Genomic DNA, 14,750 nt, shown 5'->3' on the forward strand with positions numbered 1-14,750 from the left:
AAGACAATGAAACCGTTCCGCCCCGCGCTGGCCGCGCTCGCGCTGCTGGCCTGCAGCCTGTCCGCCCATGCCGAAAAAGTCCGGCTGGAATTCTGGACCGATTCGCTGAAGCCCACCTTCGACGGCTACTTCGCCAACGTCAAGAAAACCTACGAGGCGCAGCATCCTGATGTGGAAGTGCAATGGGTGGACGTGTTCAACGACAACTTCGAAACCAAGCTCAACGCCGCCATCGCCGCCGGCCGGCCGCCGGCCCTGGTCAACCACGACGTGCCGCGTCTGTTCAAATACGCGCAGAAAGGCACGCTGATCCCGCTGGACGCGGCGCTGGGCGCGGACCAGGCCGCTTATCTGCCCAACGCGCTGGCCGACCTCAGCTTCGGCGGCAAGCTGTACGGCCTGCCCTGGTACAACAACATCAACGTGCTGGTGATCAACGGCGAGCTGTTCAAGAAAGCCGGCCTGGACCCGAAACAACCGGTCGCAAGCCTGGACGAGGAGCTGCGCCTGGCCAAGATCGTCAAGGCCAGGACCGGCGTGCCCGGCCTGCTGCCGCAACTGGGCCAGATAGACGGCATCATGCTGGGCCAGGGCCTGCCGCTGATCCAGAACGGCAAAGCCGTATTCAACAGCCCCAGGCATGCCGCGCTGATCCGCAAGTTCGCCGACGCCTACAAGGCCGGCGCGCTGGCCAGAGACAGTCTGTTCGCCGACGACAACTACCAGGCCAGCATCAAGCTGTACAACAGCGGCCGGCTGGCGATGATGGAAACCGCGCCGACCTCCGCCCAGCGCACCCAGAGCGACGCGCGCAACATCTATGCCGCCACCGTGGTGCAGCCGGCGCCGCTGGGACCGACCAAGATCGCCCAGGGCGGCTATCTGTTCAGCTGGTCGGTATCCAAGGGCCTGCCGGCGCGCACCCAGCAGGAGGCCGTCAAGTTCGCCAGATTCCTCACCGGCGACGCCCAGCAGCTGGCCTTCGCCAAGGTGACCGGGGCCACCTTCCCCTCCACCCGGCAGGCGCTGGCCGACAGCTACTTCGTCAAGACATCGGCCGGCGGCGGCGCGGTAGAAAGCTCGCGCATCGAGGGCGCCAAGGTGGCGCGCAGCATCCGCACCCTGGTGCTGACCGGCGTGCCCAATGTCGGCGACCTGAAAAAGAACCTGGTCGACAACGTGGAGGCCGCCGTCACCGGCAAGAAGGACGCGCAGAAGGCGCTGGACGACGCCGCCGCCTTCTGGAACCGCCAGTTGAAGTAAGCCGCTTCCCTCCTCAGCCCCTCGCCGCGTCTCCCGGCAGGGGCGCTTTTTCTTTCGCAGGCCAAGCATGACGCCGACCTCCACCCGCAACGCCTGGCTGTTCCTGTCACCCGCCCTGCTGCTGATGGGCGCGTTCACCTTCTGGCCGCTGCTGTTCGGCGGCTACGTCGCCTTCACCCGCTACGACCTGGTCTCGCCGCCGCAATGGGTGGGCCTGGACAACTTCCGCTACCTGCTGGACGACCCGGTGTTCATCCAGGCGCTCGGCAATTCGCTGCGCTACCTGCTGGTGGTGCCTGCCATCCAGCTGGCCGGCATCGCGCTGGCGGTGCTGGCGAACCGGGCGCTGCCCGGCATCAAGTGGTTCCGCGCCGCCGTCTATCTGCCGGTGATCACCACGGTGTCGGTGGTGGGCATCATGTGGAACTGGATGTACGCCGACTACGGCGTGCTCAACGGCGCGCTGCACTGGCTGGGATGGGTGGCGCGGGAGCATGATGTCGGTTTTCTCAGCGACGAGAACCTGGCGCTGTATTCGGTGATGTTCGTCACCTTCTGGCGCGGCATCGGCTATTACATGGTGCTGTATCTCGCCGGGCTGCAGTCGATTCCGGCCGAGATGCAGGAGGCCGCGCGGCTGGACGGCGCCAGTGCCTGGCAGCGCTTCTGGCGCATCACCCTGCCCATGCTCAAGCCCACCATCCTGTTCTGCAGCCTGATCTCCACGCTGGACGCGATCAAGGCGTTCGAGGAGGTGCTGGTGATGACGCGCGGCGCGCCGATGAACTCCACCTACACCGCGCTCTACTACGCCTTCCATCAAGGCTTCAACCAGCTGGACTTCGGCCGCGGCAGCGCCGCCGGCCTGGTGCTGACCCTGGTCTGCCTGCTGCTGGCCTGGCTGAATTTCAAGCTGATCCGCGCCGACCACCGCTGAGGACGACATGACCGCCATCGCCCTGAACCGCGCCGCGCCGCGCAAGCTGCTGCGCCGCCTGCCCGACTACCTGCTGCTGCTCGCGCTGTCCTTCGCCTGCGTCTATCCCTTCCTGTGGACACTGGGCATCGCCGTCGGCGACGGCGAGCAGGTGTTCGATTTCCCGCCGCCGCTGTGGCCGAAGGACGCCGGCTGGCGGCACTTCGCCGCGGTGTGGGACGCCATCCCGCTGGGACGCTTCTTCTGGAATTCGCTGTGGATTTCCGGCCTGACCACGCTGGGCACGCTGGTGGTTTCCAGCCTGGCGGCGTTTCCGCTGGCCAAGCTGCGCTTCCGCGGCCGGCAGACGGTGTTCTACGCCATCATCGCCACCCTGCTCCTGCCCAGCGAGATCAATTTCATCAGCAACTACGTCACCATCAGCCGGCTGGGCCTGGACGACAGCCGGCTGGGCGTGGTGCTGCCGTCGCTCGCCGGCGCCTTCGGCATCTACCTGATGAAGCACGCGTTCGAGGAAATACCGGACGAGATCGTCGACGCCGCGCGGATGGACGGCGCCGGCGACTGGCAGGTGTTCCTGCGCATCTGCCTGCCGCTGTCCCTGCCCTATCTCGCCACGCTGGGCATCTTCACGCTGGTATGGTCGTGGAACGTCTACGTCTGGCCCAGCGTGGTGCTGAAGACGCCGGAGCTGTATCCGCTGTCGGTCGGCGTGCTCTACCTGAAGGGCGCGTTCGCCACCTCCACCCGCATGGTCGCCGCCGGCGCGGTGATCGCCATCCTGCCGGTGCTGGCGGTATTCGTGTTCTGCCAGCGCTATTTCATGCGCGGGATGGACGGGGCGGTGAAGTGAGCGTTAAAGGTCCATGCGCTTGAAAAACTGCCTGATCGAATAAACCAGCATCGCCAGGCCGGGTATCGCGATGCACAGGAACAAGGGAATGCCCGCCGCGTACATCAGGAAACCGGCCAGGAACGCCGCCAGCGCGCAGACGGGAAGAATCACCCACTCCCATGCCGCCAGATTGGCGGCGTCCTCCGCCAGCGGGCGCGGCGGGCGGCCTCTCCTTTCCCGGATCACGCGGACCAGGTAAAGGTCCAGAATGAAATCCAGCACGCCCAGCAGCACCCTGCCGATGAATTCCAGCATGGAGGCCTCCATGATTCGATGCGCGACAGTGCGAGTCTAGCACCGTCGGCATGCGGCATCCGCGCGCCCGGCCCCGCGGCGCGAACGCGTCTTATTGTCAGACGCCGCCGCCGTCATTTAATCTGATTGGCACGACCTGACATTCCTCCACCATACGGTCGATAGATAACTACCAAAGACAAAGGAAATCGCCGCATGGGCACCCGCTCCCTAGAACCGCACCGTCCATTGAACCGCCAGGACTGCAAGACGCTGTTCCTCGCCGCGCTGGGCGGCGCGCTGGAGTTCTACGACTTCATCATCTTCGTGTTTTTCGCCGTGGTGCTGGGCAAGCTGTTCTTCCCGCCCTCGATGCCCGACTGGCTGAGCCAGCTGCAGACTTTCGGCATCTTCGCCGCCGGCTATCTGGCGCGGCCGCTGGGCGGCATCGTGATGGCGCATTTCGGCGATCTGATGGGCCGCAAGCGCATGTTCACGCTCAGCATCGTGCTGATGGCGCTGCCGACGCTGGCCATGGGCATGCTGCCCACCTACCACGACATCGGCATCGCCGCCCCGCTGCTGCTGTTGGCGATGCGCATCCTGCAGGGCGCGGCGATAGGCGGCGAGGTGCCCGGCGCCTGGGTGTTCGTCGCCGAGCACGCGCCCGCCCGCCACACCGGCTTCGCCTGCAGCGTGATCACGTCCGGCCTGACCATAGGCATCCTGCTGGGCTCGCTGATCGCCACCGCGATCAACCTGGCCTTCAGCCCGCAGCAGATCGCCGACTGGGCGTGGCGCGTGCCCTTCCTGGTGGGCGGCGTGTTCGGCCTGGTGGCGATGCAGCTGCGCCAATGGCTGCATGAGACGCCGGTGTTCGCGGAGATGCAGGCGCGCAAGGCCCTGTCCGAGGAGCTGCCGCTGAAAACGGTGCTGAAGAAGCACAAGGCCGCCGTCGCGCTGTCGATGTTCGTCACCTGGTTCCTGGCCATCTCCATCGTCGTCGCCATCCTGATGGCGCCGGCTTATCTGCAAAAACAGTTCGGCCTGCCGGCGGTGGACACGCTGCGCGCCAACAGCCTGGCCATCGTCGCGCTGACGCTGGGCTGCCTGGTGGCGGGCGTGTCCAGCGACCGTCTGGGCAGCGGCCCCACTTTCATCGCCGGCAGCCTGCTGCTGGGCGCCAGCAGCTACGCCTTCTATTCGTCGATGGCCGCGCACGGCGGCCAGCTGTACACGCTTTACCCGCTGCTGGGCTTCAGCGTCGGCATCGTCGGCGCGGTGCCGCTGGTGATGGTGCGCGCCTTCCCGGCCCAGGTGCGCTTTTCCGGCCTGTCCTTCTCCTACAACGTCGCCTACGCCTTCGCCGGCGGCCTGACGCCCATCCTGCTGTCGATCTGGCTGAAATACGACGCGCTGGCGCCGGCCTACTACCTGATGCTGCAATGCCTGATCGGCCTGCTGGTGGGCTGCTACCTGCTGCTCGCCGGAAAGAAAACCGGCTCGGCTGCGCTGGCTCAGGAAGGCTGAACCGGCATCACGCTCTCTTCGTCCACCGGCGGCAGCCTGGCCGCCGGGTCCTGGCGATAGAACTGGCTGAGCAGCCGGTACAGCTCGGGATAATCCCGCCGCGCCAGGTGCGGTATCTCGAAGAAAGCTTCGCTGAGCACGGCGAAAAACTCCCCGGGGTTCTCGCTGGCGTACGGGTCCAGCCAGCCCTCCACCCCGTGGTCCACTTCGCGGCAGAACTGGCGGTAAGCCTGGTTCCAGGCCCGGCTCCAAGCGGCGCGGTCCATGCCCTTGTGCAGGGGCGGCGCGCCGTTGGCCGGGCCGTCCAGCATGTCGAACTGGTGGGCGGCCTCGTGGATCACCACGTTCCAGCCGTCCAGCAACGGCGATTCGTTGACGTCCGGCCAGGAAAACACCAGCGGGCCTTGGTAGTGAGCTTGCCCGATCAGCACCTGCTCGCCTTCGTGCGTCAGGCCTATCCCGTCCTGCCAGCGGTTGCGCACCACGAACGGCGCCGGGTACAGTATGGCCTCGCGCCAGTTTTCATAGGCGCGCATGCCCAGGTTCATGCCCGGCAGCGCCAGTTGCAGCGCCAGCCGGCAGCGCATGGCGTCGTCCACCTCCATGTCCTCCAGGCCCGTGACGGCCTTGGCCAGCAGCAGCTCGCCGGCCAGCCTGACCAGACGATCGGTTTCTTCGGTCGACAAACCTTCCAGCAACGGCATGCCGGCAGCCTCGTCCCGCAGCCGCGACAGCAAGGCGGCCGGTATCCGTTTGCCGCCCAGGCGGCGCATCCAGTCTAATAGCATGAACTCTTGGCTCGGAATCGCGTCAGTCATTGATACCTTAGGGCGGGCATGCGGCAATTCAATGCCCGCCCCCGCAATAGAGGAGAAACCATCATGACCCCCATCTGGCACAATCTGATGCTGAATCCGCTGGCCGCGTTCGGCATCCTGCTGGCGCTGGGCGTGATAGGCGGCCAGATCGCGGTGCGCGTCGCGCGCCTGCCCGCCATCACCGGCTACATCGTCACCGGCCTGATCATCGGCCCCTACAGCCTCAACCTGCTCAATCAGGAATTATTGAACGAGGCCTCGCTGTTCGTGCAGCTGGCCCTGGGCATCGCGCTGTTCGAAGCCGGCCGCCGCGTGGACCTGCGCTGGCTGCGGGTGGAGAAGACGCTGCTCACCACCACCCTGTTCTACTGTCTGCTGCTGTTCGCCGCGCTGTTCGCGCTGCTGAACGCCAGCGGCTTCGGCGCGCCGGCCAGCCTGATGCTGGCGGCGCTAGGCATCGCCACCTCGCCCATCGTGGTGCTGGAGATCGTGCGCGAGTCCCGCGCCGACGGCCAGGTGAGCGAACGGCTGCTGACCGCCACCGCGCTGTCCAGCCTGCTGGCGATGGCGGGCTTCGCGCTGGCGCTGTCCTACACCCATCTTTCCGCCGACCACAGCGTGGAAGACGGCATCCTGATGCCGGGCTGGCTGATCCTGGGCTCGGTGGCGCTGGGCCTGGTCGCCGGCCTGGTCACCACCCAGCTCAACCGCTGGCTGGGCGGCCATCAGCGCGAGGCGCAGCGCGTGCTGCTGTTCGGCTTGATCGCGCTCCTGGTCGGCGCCGCCGACATGCTGCAGCTGCTGGCGCTGATGGCGCTGCTGGTGGCGGGCATGAGCACCCGCAACCTGCGCCACGGCTACACCGTCAGCGAACCGGGCATCCTGTCGCTGAGCCATGTGTTCACCGTCGCCTTCTTCGTCTCCGCCGGCGCCCACCTGTCGCCGCAGGCGCTGGCCTCGCACTGGCCGCTGGCGCTGCTGTGCCTGATCCTGCGCGGCGGCATCGGCATGCTGGTATGGTGGCTGGCGGCGCGCGGCAACGGCCTGTCGCGCAGGCAGGGGGCCTGGCTGGGGCTGGCGCTCAGCCCGATGAACAGCGGCTCCGCGCTGCTGCTGGGCCTGGGCATGGTGTCGCTGGGCGAAGCCGCCGCCAGCTTCAGCGCGGCGCTGATGGCCGCGCTGCTGATCAACGAGATCGCCGCCCCCATCCTCACCCGGCTAGCCCTGCGCCTGGCCGGCGAAACCGCAGGAGCCAGCCATGCTTGAATTCAACCAAAGCCAGCCGCTCACCCTGGGCGTGGAGCTGGAACTGATGATACTGAACCGCCGCGACTACAACCTCACCCGCGGCTCCGACGACCTGCTGCTGCAGATCAACCGCAAGCCGCACGGCTATGACATCAAGCCCGAGATCACCCAGGGCATGATAGAGATCGGCACCGCCGTCCACAGCGACGTCAACGCGATGCTGGACGAGCTGCTGGCCATCCGCACATTGCTGGTGGACAGCGCGCACAAGCTGAACCTGGGCCTGGCGGGCGGCGGCGCCCACCCGTTCCAGCACTGGGAGGACCAGCGCATCTATCCCAAGGAGCGCTACAAGCTGGTATCCGAGCTTTACGGCTATCTGGCCAAGCAATTCACCGTCTACGGCCAGCACATCCACATCGGCTGTCCGGACGGCGACGCGGCGGTGCGGCTTACCCACTACCTGGCCCGCTACATCCCGCACTTCATCGCGCTGTCGGCGTCCTCGCCCTTCTACCAGGGTGTGGACACCTCGTTCCAGACCTCCCGCCTCACCAGCGTCAACGCCTTCCCGCTGTCGGGCTGCATGCCGGTGGTGGACAGCTGGGACGCGTTCAACGCCTATTTCGAGCGCATGGAAGCGCTGGGCATCGTCGCCAGCATGAAGGACTTTTACTGGGACATCCGCCCCAAGCCGGAATACGGCACCGTGGAGATCCGCATCTGCGACACGCCGCTATCGGTCGAAACGCCGGTGCTGCTGGCCGCCTACGCCCAGATGCTGGCGCGACGCTGCTTCGAGGAAAGCTGGAACGACATCTGCCCCGAGCCCTACCTCACCTACAGCTACAACCGCTTCCAGGCCTGCCGCTTCGGCTTCGACGGCGTGATGGTGGATGCCCGCAGCAAGAGCCAGCTGGGTCTGCAGGAAGACCTGCTGGACACGCTGCGCGCGCTGGAGCCGCACGCCGAGGCGCTGGGCAGCCAGCACCAGCTGGCCGCGCTGCGACAGCGGGCGCTGAAATGCCACAGCGACAGCCGCTGGCTGCGCCAGATATTCGAGCAGAGCGGCTCGCTGAGCGAGGTGGTGCGCCGCCAGAGCGAGCACTGGATGTACGCCGAGCCGGGAGTCGGCGTAAACTGAGCGATTGCAATCGGATCGCCCCTTTATGCCTTTCGAACTCCCGCAACAACCGGCGCCGGAACTGCCCGAGCGCTGGTGCGTATTCAACGGCAGCCTGCTGTGGCTGCAGGACAATCAGCTGCCGGCGCAGCCGCCGGCCGGCTGCGCGTTGACCGGCCAGCGCTTTCTCGGCATTCACGAAGGCAGCAACCTGTTCCTGGCGGACCTGGTCGGCGACATGCCGGCGCAGGCCGGAGAATGGCTGCCGCTGCGCCCGGCGCTGCTGGCCATGCCCATGGCCCAGGTCCAAGCGGCCGCCCGCGCCGCCCAGCTGCGCCAGTTCTTCCACAGCCACCGCTTCTGCGGCCATTGCGCCACGCCGCTGGCCGTCAGCGCCGACCAGCTCGGCCGGCACTGCCCCAGCTGCGGCCAGGTGTACTACCCGCGCATCTCCCCCGCCATGATGGTGCTGGTCCGCCGCGGCCGCGAACTGCTGCTGGCCCGCAGCCCACACTTCGCGCCCGGCATGTACAGCGCGCTGGCCGGCTTCGTCGAGCCCGGCGAAACGCTGGAAGAATGCGTGCACCGCGAAACCTGGGAGGAAGTGGGCGTGAAAGTGAAGAACCTGCGTTACGCCTTCTCCCAGTCCTGGCCCTTTCCGCACTCGCTGATGCTGGCCTTCATCGCCGAATACGACGGCGGCGACATCCGCCCGCAGGAGGGAGAGATCGAGGACGCGGGCTGGTTCGACATCGACGCGCTGCCGGGGCTGCCGATGCCCATCTCCATCGCCCATCGCCTGATCCGGCATGCCTGCGACAGAATCCGCGACCTAGAAGCGTAAGCCCATGCTCACAGCCCGGAGAGGCGGGATGCCCCATCCTGCCCATCCGGCGCTCCCCATCAGGCTTCAGCGCGCCGTCTCAAGAACAGCGACCGGCCTCGGCGACAGCCAGCGCCGACATCGACCAGCGCGTTGCCTTTCCCGGTCTTTCATGCGCCAGGCCAAACCCGTCGCCCGCCATGCCGGAAATTCAAATAGAATATTTACTCGAGGAAAGCATTGCAAAACGCTGCTCGCCTTTTCCATTTCCGGATGAAAGAGTCAATCATGAGACAGATGGCCCTGCTGCGCCCCGCCTTGATGCTGAGCCTGTCGCTTGCCTGCGCGGACGCGCGGGCGGCCGCCATGACCGTGGACAGCCTGGACGGCCCCGTCACCCGCAACGAGATCCAGTCCTTCGTCGATTTCGCTCAGGAACTGCAACCGGGCGCCTCCAACGTCGGCAACGAATGGGCGCAAGGCCACAGCGGCGAAAACCTGAAAGCCATGGCCCTGGTTTACGACATCGCGCCGAGCCAGCCCCTGCTGGACAAGATGGTGTCCTTCTGCGACGCGCTGCTGTCGGAACGCAACGACATCCTGCCGGCGCCAGCTGGCCAGCGAGTGATCTGGACCGACCGCATCGATCCGATATGGCTGAACAAGCCGGACGTCAGCCCGATCCAGACCGGCGGCGAACAAGGCGACCCGGTGGGCCACCTGGGCAGCTGCGCCCGGCAGATACTGAAAACCACCGCGGTATACAACCAGAAAGTGGCCGGCGGCGACCCCTTCCATTTCGGCGCCACCTATCTGCAGCGCGCCAAGACCTATCTGAGCGAAGCCGACAAGACGGTTGACCAGCACATCCTGAAATCGCTGCTCAAGCTGACCGACGGCAACCGCATGTACTTCGCCGCTAACGCCCCTTACAAGGGCGGCGAGCCGGTGCCGTGGAACCAGCAGATGATGTTCGGCTACGGCTTCCTCAACCTGGCCCAGGCGCATGAGCTGCTGAAAGACGACCCGGCCCGCGTCAAGCGTTACGACCAGATCCTGCAAGCCAATCTGGACTGGTTCCTCCAGTCCGGCCTCACCCGCTACACCGACAAAGCCGGCCGTCCCGCTTACGACTGGGGCTACGCCATGCCCGACACCGCCGGCGAGGACAACAGCCACGGCAGCCTGGACAGCGCAGGCCTGTACCGGCTGTATCAAAGCGGACGCTACGGCCTGAAAGCCGCGCAGCGGGCGCCCATCGCCAACACCATCCTCGATGTGATGCGCCTGGGCGACCGCCACTACGCCGGCCGCCTCAACGGCACCACCGGCGCCGGCAACAGCAAGGACACCAACTACCTGCGCAGCGGCTACCTGTTCACCGCCCTGTTCCAGCCCAGCGCCTACTACGCCATGATGAGCGACGCCGGCATCCGGGACGGCAGCAACGCCTCCCGCATCGACGCCTTCTCGCGCTTCCTGGCGGTGAAGGCAGCGCGCGCGGCCGGCGGCGCCAAGCAGAAACAATAGCGCTGACAAGGCTCACCCAGCTGCCGGGCTTGGCATCCGGCGCATCGGCCATGCCGGCCGGGCCTCCTGGCGGGGCTGTCGGTTCCCAGAGAGGGCGTCAATCTGTTTGGGGCAAGGGGGGAAGTCGTCTTGTCCAGGATTTATGCAACAGCGCTCCCCCATGACCCATGCAATGACCGCCAGGAAACCCAAGGCTCCCACGCTCATGAACAAGGCGGCTTGCGGCTACAAGCGGAACTTGGCCACCGAATCCTTGAGCTGATGGGCCAGCGCCGACAAGGCCTCGACGTTGCCGCTCACTTCGGTGACTGAGGCCTGCGACGCGTCCACCATCCGCGTGATGGACGCCACGTTGGACGCGACGCTATGCCCGGCCTCGGCCTGTTCCGTCGCCACCTTCGCCATCGAGCGTATCTGCTCCAGCGTGTGCTCGGCGCCTTGATTGATCTCGCGCAGCGCCTGCGCCGCTTCCTGCGCCCTTTCCACCCCGCGCGTCACCAGCGGCCTCACCTCGCTCATGCTGTCCGCCACGGAGCCGGTGTCCTCCTGGATGCGCTTGACCATGCCGGCGATTCTTTCCGTAGCCTGGGCGCTGCGTTCCGCCAGCTTGCGCACCTCGTCCGCCACCACGGCGAAGCCGCGGCCGCTTTCGCCGGCCCGGGCCGCCTCAATCGCCGCGTTCAGGGCCAGCAGATTGGTCTGGTCGGCGATTTCCTTGATCTCGCCGGCGATGCCGTCTATTTCCCGGGAACGGTCGGCCAGGCCGCCTATCAGGGTCGAGGCGCTGGCGATCTGTCCGGATACCAGCTGGATCTCGTCCGCCGCCTGCATCACCAGTTTTTCTCCCTGTCCCGCCAGGCGGCAGGAGCGCAGGGAATCGCTCTCCGTCTCCCCCGCGCAAACGCTCACCTGGTCGCTGCAGGCCGCCATGGATTCGATCTCGCGGGACGTGCCCTGGGTCGCCAGCAGCGATTGGTGCGCCGCGTCGTTGATGCGCTCCACCTGGCCGCTCAGGCCGCCCACCGCGCGCTCCAGGTCCGTCGCGCCGCGCTGCAGGCTTTGTATCATGCCGCGCAGGCTCTCCTGCATCGTCGCGATCGCCTCCATCAGGCTGCCGCGGCCTTCGCTCTTCACGCTCAGGGTCAAATCGCCGGCCGCGATGTCCAGCGCCGTGCGCGATGCGTCGTATGGCTCCCCGCCTATCACCGCGTAGATCGAACGGGCCACCAGCCAGGTCATGGCGATCACCACCGCCAGCACCGCCGCGCCGATCAGCAGCAGCCGCAGCGCCAGCCTGTTGAACACCTGGTCGACATCATCCAGGAACACGCCGGTGCCTATGGTCCAGTTCCAGCCATGGATGCGCATCACCGCGTTGAGCTTGGGCAGCGGCACGTCGCCATTGGGGCGGCGGGTGCGGATTTGCACAAAGCCGAAATCGGCGTCGCGCAGCACGTCGTCGTAAGCCTGCACCAGCGTGCGTCCGTCCGGCAGTTTTTCGCCGGGGTCGTTCTTGCCCAGCTTGCGTTTGTCCGGGTGAACCAGCACCAGGTTGTCGCTGCCCCGGGCGAAAACGTAGCTGCCCTTGTCGCGCAGGCTGCTCATCGCCTCTATCGCGCGCCGTTGCGCCTCCGGCCGGGACAGCTTGCCGGACTGCTCCAGCTTCTGGAAATGCGAAACCTGCTGTCCAGCAAGCGTCAGCAGGATGCGGATCTGCGAGCGGCGGTCCTCCAACTGCGAATCATGCAGGCTGTACAAGGCGACGCCCGCCAATACGACCAGGCCCAGGCCCGCGTTCAATACCAGAATGCCCAGGCGGGTGGAAAGCTTCATGGCCATCACTCCTGATCCAGTACATCCTTGATCAAGCGGTTTTGATCGCGGCCGGTTCCTGGCCGCGCCCCGCACTCATGCTAATATAGGCAAATACCGCCACGATTCCGATCAGCGGTTCCCCTCCAACGAATCAGATAAAACAATGAACCTGATCAAGCTGATAAGCCCGTTCATCGCCATCGGCCTGGCCATCGCCAGCCCCCTGAGCCACGCAGAGCCGGAAGACCAGCCGCTGCCCGGCGACTTCCAGCCCGCGCCGGCCGCCAAGCCGCTGCACCAGCCCCGCGCCAAAGCCGCGCCCAGCCACGCTTCCAAGCCTGCCGCCCATGCGGAGGGCAAAGCCAAGGCCCCGCACGCCAAATCCGGCAAGGCCCACGCCAAAAAACATGCCGCCAAACCGCATCACGCGAAATCCAAGCATGCTTCCAAAAACAAGCGCGCGCAGGCCGGCGGCAAGCATCTGAAAAAAGGCCAGGCCAAGCATCACGCCAAGAAGAAAGCCCACAAACCGGCCAAGGCCCACAAGCACAAGGCCCATAAAAATAAGAAGACAACCGCCAAGCCGCATCACAAGCACAAGAAAAAGCATTAGGCCTCTTGCCAAGCAATAAACAGCCGGGCATAATGCGTCTCTCTTCGCCGGTGTAGCTCAGTTGGTAGAGCACCTGACTTGTAATCAGGGGGTCGCGAGTTCGATTCCTGCCGCCGGCACCAATTCCAAGGGCCTTGTAGCGATACAAGGCCCTTAGTCTTTTCCTGATCTCCATTTCATTCATCCTTGCTTTTGATCTGGCTATTCGCCCCCTCGCGCGCCGCATATCAATTGCCGTCATCGCCAACAGCCAGGCGAGGCATTTTTTTCCTGTGCGATAGGCCAAGCTTAGCGTACAAAACCGAAATGGCGGCGATATCAACGTGCCAAGCGCGCCGCCCACTGCCTGCAATCAGCCCTAAATCGACCCTCTCCCCCTCACTACCAGTTGTCAGACGCCGGAAACAGCTAGCCTGACAGCTCATCAAGCTCCACACCAGGCATAAGATAATTCGGATTAAATTAAAATCCTCAATTGACCTTTTATGGCTTAAATAAGAATCGGCATACTCATTTTGATCGGATTTCGCGATATGCCAACAATCGACACTGGAATGCACCCTATCTGGACAAAGGATACTCGTGCCATGGCACTTGGCGGAACAACGGAGATTAATACAGGAGAAAGCCTAACAATACACTGGGGCGTCCCGGATTACTGCGCCAGCGGCATAAAAGCCGACGTATGGATAGAAAAAATAGTAGACCACGATTGGGTGCTCGAATCCACATGGGTCAAAGGATATAAAATGACGGAATGCGCCGACCCGGAAACCGTGCATGGGAAAATGAACTACGCAGGCTCTCTGACTATAGCAGACCTACCACGCAAACCCGGACTTTATCGAATAAAAGTCAAAACTTTCAGCCTATGCGGAGGAGGACAGATCAAAACCCCTTGTTATGTAAACCTGTTGCAACCTCCAAGCCTAGCCGCACCCAAGATACTGAAAACGAAAGGTATTTCGAAAAATGCAGCAGAGCAATTGGAACTTAGCGTGCACTCGACACCGGACTTATTCATTACCATCGCCAACGGTGAAATAAAATCAGGGACGCCGGTACAGCTAGTCTTAACCAGCCCCGGCTCGCAGTGGGAATCTGAAATCCACGCCCTGAAAACCGAGCCCATGCCCGAATCAAATTCTTTGAAATTATCCATACCCAATGCCTGCCTGAGACAGCTTCAAGCAGAACGATGCATCCATATCAAGTATTTTATAAATTGCAACAATCCAGAACTATGGCAACAATCGCATAGCGCAAGCATTTTATTGAAACCATGAAGGAATTCATCCAGGCCAGGCCACGGCGCAATTCGCTGGCAAAAATACCGCACGACCTCCAGCGCTCAATTCAGGCTCTACAACTGGCTTGATTCAAAGCCAAACATCGATACCAAGCCCATCACAGACAAGATGGGTCCGAGGTCGGCCACAAAAACACCGAGAGCAGCCATGACGCATCAAGTTCGCGCCATACTCGCGAAATACCGCCGCAGCATGGCAGCAGATGCGCTCAAACTTCTCGTCATTGGGAATCTTCCGAAAAAAGGCCCGGCCTCAAGGCCGGGCCGATCAAAAGGGCAAACACCGATAAAGAACAGGCACGGAAAAGACTCGCATCGCCAAAAAGGCTGCAACAGTCCATCCGGATCAATCGCATATTCAGACCATTCCCATTCAGCGCCCCAAAACACGCAGCCGGCCAATATGTAGGATCTGGGCGGCCTCGGCCATAGCAAATGGCAGCCGGACACTGAACTGGCGAAGCGGCCGGCCAAGGGCTCGAAACTGGAATGCCAGCCGCAGCAAGGGCGCCCGCTGGACCCGGCGAGCGGCCTGGCGGCCCATGCGTTCCGCAAGCAGGCGGAAAGAGGAGTCCGCCTCGCGTTCGGCGGCGCGAGAAAAAGGGCGGCTCA

General features: G+C 64.3%; 13 protein-coding genes and 1 tRNA gene. 10 read left to right on the top strand and 4 right to left on the bottom strand.

Annotated features, from left to right (window positions below; all coding sequences use genetic code 11):
- Nucleotides 1-6 precede the first annotated feature (6 nt).
- The 3 genes from CV_RS14180 to CV_RS14190 all read left to right on the top strand — a co-directional run bounded on the left by CV_RS14180 (nucleotide 7) and on the right by CV_RS14190 (nucleotide 3,053).
- Entirely contained in the window at nucleotides 7-1,263 is a 1,257-nt protein-coding gene (locus CV_RS14180) for an ABC transporter substrate-binding protein (protein ID WP_011136444.1), read from the top strand.
- Between the two features lie 67 nt (nucleotides 1,264-1,330).
- Nucleotides 1,331-2,200 carry a carbohydrate ABC transporter permease gene (locus CV_RS14185; RefSeq protein WP_011136445.1) on the top strand — a complete coding sequence of 290 codons (870 nt, stop codon included), beginning with the start codon at nucleotides 1,331-1,333 and terminating at the stop codon, nucleotides 2,198-2,200.
- A gap of 7 nt (nucleotides 2,201-2,207) precedes the next feature.
- Complete coding sequence (locus tag CV_RS14190; RefSeq protein ID WP_011136446.1) at nucleotides 2,208-3,053, top strand: carbohydrate ABC transporter permease; 846 nt, start codon at nucleotides 2,208-2,210, stop codon at nucleotides 3,051-3,053.
- Between the two features lie 3 nt (nucleotides 3,054-3,056).
- Here the strand turns inward: CV_RS14190 and CV_RS14195 are convergent, their stop codons facing one another.
- Nucleotides 3,057-3,350 carry a hypothetical protein gene (locus tag CV_RS14195; protein ID WP_011136447.1) on the bottom strand — a complete coding sequence of 98 codons (294 nt, stop codon included), beginning with the start codon at nucleotides 3,348-3,350 and terminating at the stop codon, nucleotides 3,057-3,059.
- Nucleotides 3,351-3,545: 195 nt separating this feature from the next.
- Between CV_RS14195 and CV_RS14200 the strand changes: the two genes are divergently transcribed.
- A complete protein-coding gene (locus CV_RS14200; protein WP_011136448.1) occupies nucleotides 3,546-4,859 on the top strand; it encodes an MFS transporter in 1,314 nt (437 codons plus the stop codon).
- Here the strand turns inward: CV_RS14200 and CV_RS14205 are convergent.
- Complete coding sequence (locus tag CV_RS14205) at nucleotides 4,847-5,647, bottom strand: zinc-dependent peptidase (protein WP_227590045.1); 801 nt, start codon at nucleotides 5,645-5,647, stop codon at nucleotides 4,847-4,849. The genes CV_RS14200 and CV_RS14205 overlap by 13 nt on opposite strands.
- Before the next feature lie 93 nt (nucleotides 5,648-5,740).
- On the opposite strand from CV_RS14205, the gene CV_RS14210 reads away from it, so the two are divergent.
- From CV_RS14210 to CV_RS14225, 4 genes are all read left to right on the top strand, one after another.
- Nucleotides 5,741-6,943: a cation:proton antiporter gene (locus CV_RS14210; protein ID WP_011136450.1), complete on the top strand. Its 1,203-nt coding sequence runs from the start codon at nucleotides 5,741-5,743 to the stop codon at nucleotides 6,941-6,943.
- Nucleotides 6,936-8,069 carry a YbdK family carboxylate-amine ligase gene (locus CV_RS14215; RefSeq protein ID WP_011136451.1) on the top strand — a complete coding sequence of 378 codons (1,134 nt, stop codon included), beginning with the start codon at nucleotides 6,936-6,938 and terminating at the stop codon, nucleotides 8,067-8,069. The genes CV_RS14210 and CV_RS14215 overlap by 8 nt, the downstream gene beginning before the upstream one ends.
- Before the next feature lie 25 nt (nucleotides 8,070-8,094).
- Nucleotides 8,095-8,892, top strand: a complete 798-nt coding sequence (gene nudC, locus CV_RS14220) for an NAD(+) diphosphatase (protein WP_011136452.1) — start codon at nucleotides 8,095-8,097, stop codon at nucleotides 8,890-8,892.
- Between the two features lie 267 nt (nucleotides 8,893-9,159).
- Nucleotides 9,160-10,401 carry a hypothetical protein gene (locus CV_RS14225; RefSeq protein WP_147296155.1) on the top strand — a complete coding sequence of 414 codons (1,242 nt, stop codon included), beginning with the start codon at nucleotides 9,160-9,162 and terminating at the stop codon, nucleotides 10,399-10,401.
- Nucleotides 10,402-10,626: 225 nt separating this feature from the next.
- On the opposite strand, the gene CV_RS14230 is transcribed toward CV_RS14225, so the two are convergent.
- Both CV_RS14230 and CV_RS23620 read right to left on the bottom strand, forming a co-directional pair.
- Entirely contained in the window at nucleotides 10,627-12,234 is a 1,608-nt protein-coding gene (locus tag CV_RS14230) for a methyl-accepting chemotaxis protein (RefSeq protein WP_011136454.1), read from the bottom strand.
- A gap of 133 nt (nucleotides 12,235-12,367) precedes the next feature.
- On the bottom strand, nucleotides 12,368-12,826 hold the full coding sequence (locus CV_RS23620) for a hypothetical protein (RefSeq protein WP_011136455.1): 459 nt from the start codon (nucleotides 12,824-12,826) through the stop codon (nucleotides 12,368-12,370).
- Between the two features lie 49 nt (nucleotides 12,827-12,875).
- Between CV_RS23620 and CV_RS14240 the strand changes: the two genes are divergently transcribed.
- Together CV_RS14240 and CV_RS23625 are read left to right on the top strand one after the other, a co-directional pair.
- A tRNA-Thr gene (locus tag CV_RS14240) sits at nucleotides 12,876-12,951 on the top strand.
- A 411-nt stretch (nucleotides 12,952-13,362) separates the two neighbouring features.
- Nucleotides 13,363-14,115: a hypothetical protein gene (locus tag CV_RS23625; protein WP_147296156.1), complete on the top strand. Its 753-nt coding sequence runs from the start codon at nucleotides 13,363-13,365 to the stop codon at nucleotides 14,113-14,115.
- Nucleotides 14,116-14,750: the final 635 nt, after the last annotated feature.

The organism is Chromobacterium violaceum ATCC 12472 (genome assembly GCF_000007705.1).
GTDB classification, from domain to species: domain Bacteria; phylum Pseudomonadota; class Gammaproteobacteria; order Burkholderiales; family Chromobacteriaceae; genus Chromobacterium; species Chromobacterium violaceum.